This is a genomic window from Brasilonema angustatum (assembly GCF_059505445.1).
This window is the reverse complement of the sequence record NZ_JCACKO010000063.1, coordinates 22,783-29,608: the sequence shown is the minus strand read 5'-3', so window position 1 is coordinate 29,608 and position 6,826 is coordinate 22,783. Positions and strand designations below refer to the sequence as shown.

Genomic DNA, 6,826 nt, shown 5'->3' with positions numbered 1-6,826 from the left:
TCCTCTGCTCCTCTGCTGCCTATTTGTATCAACCTTAAAGTGAAACGGTATAAGGCAGTCCGGGTTGTCTATTTCAAACCCAACCGCCTACTTTTTTATCTACCCATCTTCCAGTTTCCAAATTTAGTAGTTCACCAACGCTTACAGATAACATTCATACACTCCTCATTCCTACCTCTCATGAAGTGTCTGTAAAATCTACATGTATTTGATAAAAGATGTAATATTTTTTACGCTTTATTTTTTTTGTGCTTCTAGATATCTAGAAAAATAAACTCTTAAGACATATTTTTTACTAGTAGTAAATATAACTATACTGTCAGAAGTGACATTAATTTGTTGTAGTGCTCTATCAGAAACATCACTGATATGAGTAAGCGTCCAGAAAAGTGTAAACACTCATTGAATATATTAAGTAGGTAAACCCGGGTGTGCTTCATGCTGCTAGCTGGGCAACTAGTTTTTGTACCTAGAATCCTATGCAGCTGATCAAAACCAATGAATTTTTATGTCGTTAATCATCTAACTGTTCTCTAGATAATGACAAAGCGGGGTGTCGTGGCAAAGCAGGCTAGTCTTCAATCGCAGACAAAGTCAACCATAAAAGACCATAAATTCTCTCGTAACGAATTTGATTCTAAAAATCAAAATCAATTTCCAGTTTCGCAAGGTCAAGTGGAAAAAGTTATTGACAGCAAAGTCGTATCAGTACCCACGTGCGTCTACTTAACTTTGGAAGAATTGAGATGTTTTGAAGCAGTGGAACGGCAGTATGAGCAATGGGGAGTTGTTTTTAAGAATTGTATAGCAATACAGCCTTCAAACCCAGCATTTCCTACCCACTCTGGTCTAGTAGTGTTAATGGCAGCACCTAAAAATGGATATATAGAAGCAACTTTTCTACGTCCTGTTCATTTTGTCAGTGCTTTTGTCACCAGTTCACAGCGGCTTGTGCTTTCAGCATACGCTCGCGATCAGCAACTACTGGCACAAACGGTACTACCTGGAGCAAATCTTGCTAATTTTGACTCTGGTGCATCTCCCAACACTTTATTATCACTATCAGCAAAGGATATTCACCGTATTACCTTCTGCGCTTTTGATGGTCAATTCACCATCGATGATTTTAGTTTCTGTTATTAACGAGTCAATCTATAGCAGTCTGCTTTTGGTGTAATACACTCTCAAGTTAAGTAGGGAACCAGTGCAGCAGGAGGGGAGCCACTGCGTTGGACGGGTTTCACAGGCTTAGACGCCCGGAGGGCGGCTTCCCGAAGGGTAGCATGTGGCGTTTTCCCTCCGTGGGCATCTGGCGTTGGACATTGCAATGCCCATTCTAGACTAGATGTGTATTTCATTCAAATGATCAGCGCTAGAAAAGCTCTTGTGCAAAATTGATTGAAGCGTTTTATAAAAACGGAATATAAATCTAAGGATGTAGGAAGTATGATCAATTTTTCTGGTTGACCTATCTCCCTACACCCTTGTTTCCTTATCAAGAGCCACCAGAGTAATGCGATCTTGCTCGCAGGTGGGTATCAATAGAAAACTTCCACCTTTAAGTTCTTGGATAAAGCCGCCCATTTTGCATTTGCATCACTCGATGATTGCACCTGCGGACTAACTGTTCATCATGGGTTGTCACTATCACTGTTGCTCCAAAAGAATTTAACTTTTGGAAAATCTGCATGACTTGCCAGGAGTTATCTGGGTCAAGGTTTCCAGTTGGTTCATCAGCCAAAAGAATGGGTGGTGTTCCCGCGATTGCTCGTGCAATACCTACTCGTTGTTGCTCTCCACCCGAAAGCTGTTTTGGAAAGTATTCTGCTTTGGAATGTAAACCTACCAGTTTCAAGCTAGGTTCTAAACGCCGTTGAATTTCCTTGCGCGTATATCCTTGAGCTTTTAGCGCGAGACTAACATTTTCTGCCACTGTCCGCCGAGAAATAAGTTTATAGTCTTGAAACACAACACCAATGCGTCGGCGGAAAAATGATAAGCGATGGCCCCTCAAAGGTACCATATTGTACTCATTAACAATCACATCTCCCTGTGTTGGTAACTCATCCCCATACAACAGCTTTAAAAGCGTCGATTTACCAGAGCCGCTTGCTCCTGTGATAAACAAAAATTCACCCTTTTTGACTTCCAAATCTATATTGGCAAGAGCATGACAACCATTGGCATAAGTTTTCGACACAGAGCGTAATTGCACCATGAATTCAACACTACCATTTTGCTGTTTTGTTTCGCTGTTTTGAGTCAGGACGGATTTTTCAGGAGCTTTTCGCTTGGTTAATAGTAACATTGGAGGAGTAATAGTTCTAGATTTGAGATTGAATACAATCAGTATTCCCAGGTGAAACCTGGCAACCTTGAATCCAAAACAAGTTTTTCGGCAGTGAAAAATTTCGGTTGGTAGTTAGTAGCAATAGCAATCATATTTGATTTGTGAACATTGAGAGACGCACAACCCCGATTTTTTTAAATCGGGGTATCTTGTTTTTCACAAATGATTTAGGACTGTTGTGGTGCACAACTAACAATAGTTTACAAATTTGACGTTACACCTACTCCTGACACTTGAAAAAACCGATAAATTAACGCTTTCAAGGCAAATTCAGGCAACGCCAACATTCTTCGCCAGCGCCAAGGTTCTTTATATAACCGATATAGCCATTCTAAATTGTTATCCCCCAGCCAACTAGGAGCACGAGTTTTTATCCCCGACCAAATATCAAAACTCCCTCCAACACCAATCCATATTGCTTGAGGACACAAATGGCGATTATTCGCAATCCATAACTCTTGACGTGGAACTCCTAAACCAACAAAAATCACCTGTGGCTGCAGTTGGACAAGAGTTTGTCGCAATTGTTCTTCTTCTTGTTGTGAATGAAAGCCAGAGTGAGTACCAACTACGACCAAACCTGGAATTTGGGAAAGCCAAAACTCTGATGTTTTTACGGCTACACCCGGCGCTCCTCCGTAGAAAAATACCTTTGCCTCACTCTGTGTTTGCCCAAGTTCTTGCAAAAGTTTTTCTGCTAATTCAATTCCGGGAGTTCTTTGGACTTTTTGCTGCAATAGCCATCGCAGGTACAAAACAACCCCCGCTCCATCTGGAACGACTAACTCAGCAGTTTGTATGATCTTTGCTAGGGAAGAATTCCGCTCTGCTTGCATGGTCATTTCTGCATTCAAAGTGACGACATGAGCTCCTGTACCTTTGTGCAAACTTTCTAGCAACCAGCCTGGATAGTCAGTTGTCACATGAACTGGTAACCCTAATACTGAAAACTTTCTAGGCAGTTTAGACATAGCCTATTCTTTATGAGCCTCGCACCAACTACATAGATAGAACAATAGCTTATCAAATTGTTTCCAGAAGTTTAAGTGAGGGAATTTTACAAAATAGATGTTGTGAGGGCACTCTCCGGTAAATTACGGAGATTCAGAAAAGTAGATCAAAACTCAGCACTATAGCTTAGGTACTGTACAAATCAATTATGATATGTATCCAGGACTTAAGTAGAACGGCGCAAAAAAACCGAAGTATGTAACGGAAAGTAAAGTTGCCCAAAAAGCTCTTCTCTTCTGCCTTCTGCCCTCTGCCTCCTGCCTTGTCATAACGACAATTTTCAACACCGACCTACTTACACAGGAAAAAACTTACGAGTCAAAGTTGTAAATCCTGCCGTGAGAAAAAACTGCACAAAACGTGAAGCGAACTTCGTTCCGCTGCGCTAACGCGCCTTTAGAAAGATTGATTCTGTGCGGCAGACTTAACCCCCAACCCGCTCCTGCTGGCAAGGAAGTCCTGTTAAGTCTCAATAAAAATAGAAGCAGCATAACTTATGGTATCTATTTAAATGTTAGGCTACTTCCTATAGAATTCAGGATGCACAATGGAATCTATCAATTTCAGGAACTCCTAAGCAGGAGAAACACTTCGCGTTTTTGTTTTTATTGTTGAAGCTAATGTTTAAGAAGGATAATTATAAACTCCGGTGTTTTTTAGTCTAACACACAAGCTGTGGAGGCTTAAGCGGGTAAGTATCTTATCAAATACCTGTGGCAAAAAGGGGATGCTTTTATATGTTAGTCTAACTCAAAAAGCTCTGTTATATTTTCCACAGGCATCTTTAAACTGCATCTTCCGAGACTTTTTTGTAAACTCAATTTTACAGCTTTTGAGTATAAGGGCGGTAATAGACCATGGCTAAAATTCGTGTTGCTTTGATTGAAGATCATGATCTGACCCGTGTGGGTATTCGGACAGCACTCCAGCAAAAGGAAGAAATTGAAGTTGTTGGCGAAGCGACCAATGCTGTCGAGGGTTTGAAAATGTTAAATACGCTACAACCAGATATTGCCATTGTAGATATTGGTTTACCAGACAAAGATGGGATTGAATTGACACGCGAGATAAAATCTACAACTGACGGGGAAGAATTAGCAACAAAAGTATTGATTCTGACGCTGCAGGATAATAAAGAAGCGGTGCTAGCTGCTTTTGCAGCAGGAGCGGACTCTTACTGCATGAAGGATATTAAATTTGACAATTTACTTGAAGCGGTGCGAGTCACGTATAACGGTAACGCTTGGATTGATCCAGCGATCGCCCGAATTGTATTGCAACAAGCTCAACAAAATCCATACTCGCCTGAAGTCACAAAATTAGACAATAAGACTAGTTTACAGATGTCTGTTGATAGTAGCCCAGATAAAGAAAATCAACCCCAAGACACAATCGATCCTTACACTTTAACAGAAAGAGAATTAGAAGTTTTGCAATTGATTGTAGAAGGTTGTAGCAATGCGCTGATCGCCGAAAGACTTTACATTACAGTTGGAACTGTCAAAACACACGTCCGAAATATTTTGAACAAGTTATGCGCCGATGACCGTACACAAGCAGCGGTTCGCGCATTACGTTCTGGACTAGTGGGATAGAGTTTATATTAAGCTGTAAAAAATTCTTAGGGGACTTACCAGAATTTAGAAAAAAATTGATAAATTAGAGAAATTATGAGTTTAAATTGGACGAATTTTATTTACTTTTCCTTCTGTCAAGTCTTTTTTTATGATTATATGGCAACAGCAAGTTGTTGCGTTAGTATCAAAGTCTTTAGAAAGTCAAATTAAGTATGACTGAGATAGAGACAGGAAAGCTGAAGCTCATGGTGGTGGATGATGAGCCTGACAACCTACATTTACTCTACCGTACTTTTCGGCGAGATTTTCAGGTATATCAGGCAAGTGATGCCGTCACTGCCCTAAACATCTTGGATAAAGAAGGCGAGATGGCTGTGATTATCTCTGATCAAAGAATGGCAGAAATGAATGGCACAGAATTTCTGGGTAGAACAGTGGAGCGCTTTCCTGATACAATCCGGATTTTACTCACTGGTTTTACTGATGTCGAAGATTTAGTAGAGGCGATAAACTCTGGTCAGGTCTTCAAGTACATTACTAAACCTTGGAAACCAGAGCGACTCAAAGCAGTTGTTGAACAAGCAGCTGATATATATCGAGTCGTAAAAAAACGCACACAAGAGTTGAGTCGCGCCTTGCGGAGAGAATCTTTATTTAATGCAGTCACAACAGCTATTCGAGAGTCTCTGGACTACAACACTATGCTACAAAGAATTGTCGCAACAGTAGGACAGACTTTTGAAGCCAGTTATTGCATGCTCAGACCAGTGGAGGGCGATCGCCTAACGCCAGACCAGTTCTGCTACCAAGATCCAAAATTCCCAGATTCGAGTTGTGATTTCGGCCTAAATCTTTTGATTCGCGAGGTTCTTGCAACCCGTCAATCACAAAAAGCCCTAAGTATACATGATGATAAAGCATCTCAAAAATTGGTTGTGCCTCTGACATGGCAGCAAAACCTGCTTGCTGTTCTTGCTCTCAAGCAGCATCAGCACGCTCGTTCTTGGCAACAAGAAGATATCGACCTGATTAGAGGTGTTGCTGAACAAGCAGCTCTTGCGCTCTCTCAAGCAAAACTTTATCAACATCTTCATCACAAGCAAGAGCAAATCCGCACTGAGTTGGAAGTTGCTCGCCAAATTCAAAACAACCTACTCCGTCAAACGATGCCCGATATCAAGGGTGTGAGGGTACAAGCCTGTTGCTACCCTGCTCGTGAAGTGGGAGGCGATTTTTTTGAAGTGTTTGTCCATCCAAAAGGAGACTTGTGGTTAGCTGTGGGAGACGTTTCTGGTAAGGGTGTCCCAGCGGCTTTGTTCATGGCTAGTGCTATCTCAGTGTTGCGCCGAGAGTTGTCTCAGGAATCACCCCCTCTACCAAATGTGGTGATGCAAAACCTCAATCATACTCTCAGCGATGATTTGATCAGCAACAATTGTTTTATCACCGTCGTCTTAGCTCGCTATACTCCCAATACCAGGCAACTAGTTTATGCTAACGCAGGACATATATATCCCTTGGTTTGGTCATACCGAGAGATTGTAGAAACAAAACCCAAATATCTCAAGGTACGTAGCGTTCCTCTGGGTATCTTGCCTGTATGGCAGGTCATGTCTAGTCAGTTGGTTCTTGCTCCCGGAGATATCCTACTGCTAGCTAGTGATGGTGTTACTGAAGCAGAAGTCTTAAATACTAAAGATTTTACACAAGAATTAGTTGATAGCGCCCAGCGAGTCAGCCGTTCTATGCTGAATCAAGAGGGTCTGTGGCAATTGCTTAAGATGGAAGCCCAACCACTTCATCTTAACCACTTACTAGCGCGTATTCAAGCAGACAACCGAGTTCAAGAAGATGACCAAACTATACTTTCGCTGGAGGTTTTGTAAGT

The 6,826-nt window shown here is 41.5% G+C and carries 6 protein-coding genes; 3 read left to right on the top strand and 3 right to left on the bottom strand.

Going from position 1 to position 6,826, the window contains the following annotated elements:
* The first annotated feature begins 540 nt into the window (after positions 1-540).
* On the top strand, positions 541-1,143 hold the full coding sequence (locus AC5JM2_RS13240; RefSeq protein ID WP_495835338.1) for a hypothetical protein: 603 nt from the start codon (positions 541-543) through the stop codon (positions 1,141-1,143).
* Positions 1,144-1,184: 41 nt separating this feature from the next.
* Here AC5JM2_RS13240 and AC5JM2_RS13235 read toward each other — a convergent pair whose 3' ends face one another.
* From AC5JM2_RS13235 to AC5JM2_RS13225, 3 genes are all read right to left on the bottom strand, one after another.
* Entirely contained in the window at positions 1,185-1,358 is a 174-nt protein-coding gene (locus AC5JM2_RS13235) for a hypothetical protein (RefSeq protein WP_495835337.1), read from the bottom strand.
* Between the two features lie 200 nt (positions 1,359-1,558).
* Positions 1,559-2,308, bottom strand: a complete 750-nt coding sequence (ftsE, locus tag AC5JM2_RS13230) for a cell division ATP-binding protein FtsE (RefSeq protein ID WP_495835336.1) — start codon at positions 2,306-2,308, stop codon at positions 1,559-1,561.
* A gap of 242 nt (positions 2,309-2,550) precedes the next feature.
* Entirely contained in the window at positions 2,551-3,321 is a 771-nt protein-coding gene (locus tag AC5JM2_RS13225; protein ID WP_495835335.1) for a WecB/TagA/CpsF family glycosyltransferase, read from the bottom strand.
* 897 nt (positions 3,322-4,218) lie between these two features.
* Between AC5JM2_RS13225 and AC5JM2_RS13220 the strand changes: the two genes are divergently transcribed.
* Positions 4,219-4,956, top strand: a complete 738-nt coding sequence (locus AC5JM2_RS13220; protein WP_495835334.1) for a response regulator transcription factor — start codon at positions 4,219-4,221, stop codon at positions 4,954-4,956.
* Between the two features lie 194 nt (positions 4,957-5,150).
* Positions 5,151-6,824 (top strand): SpoIIE family protein phosphatase, encoded by a 1,674-nt coding sequence (locus AC5JM2_RS13215; protein ID WP_495835333.1) that lies wholly within the window; start codon positions 5,151-5,153, stop codon positions 6,822-6,824.
* Positions 6,825-6,826 lie beyond the last annotated feature (2 nt).

Excerpts from the sequence above, each read along its gene's own strand:
- AC5JM2_RS13240 (WP_495835338.1), top strand. The coding sequence starts at position 541 with ATGACAAAGCGGGGTGTCGTGGCAAAGCAGGCTAGTCTTCAATCGCAG.
- AC5JM2_RS13235 (WP_495835337.1), bottom strand. The coding sequence starts at position 1,358 with ATGAAATACACATCTAGTCTAGAATGGGCATTGCAATGTCCAACGCCA.
- ftsE (WP_495835336.1), bottom strand. The coding sequence starts at position 2,308 with ATGTTACTATTAACCAAGCGAAAAGCTCCTGAAAAATCCGTCCTGACT.
- AC5JM2_RS13225 (WP_495835335.1), bottom strand. The coding sequence starts at position 3,321 with ATGTCTAAACTGCCTAGAAAGTTTTCAGTATTAGGGTTACCAGTTCAT.
- AC5JM2_RS13220 (WP_495835334.1), top strand. The coding sequence starts at position 4,219 with ATGGCTAAAATTCGTGTTGCTTTGATTGAAGATCATGATCTGACCCGT.
- AC5JM2_RS13215 (WP_495835333.1), top strand. The coding sequence starts at position 5,151 with ATGACTGAGATAGAGACAGGAAAGCTGAAGCTCATGGTGGTGGATGAT.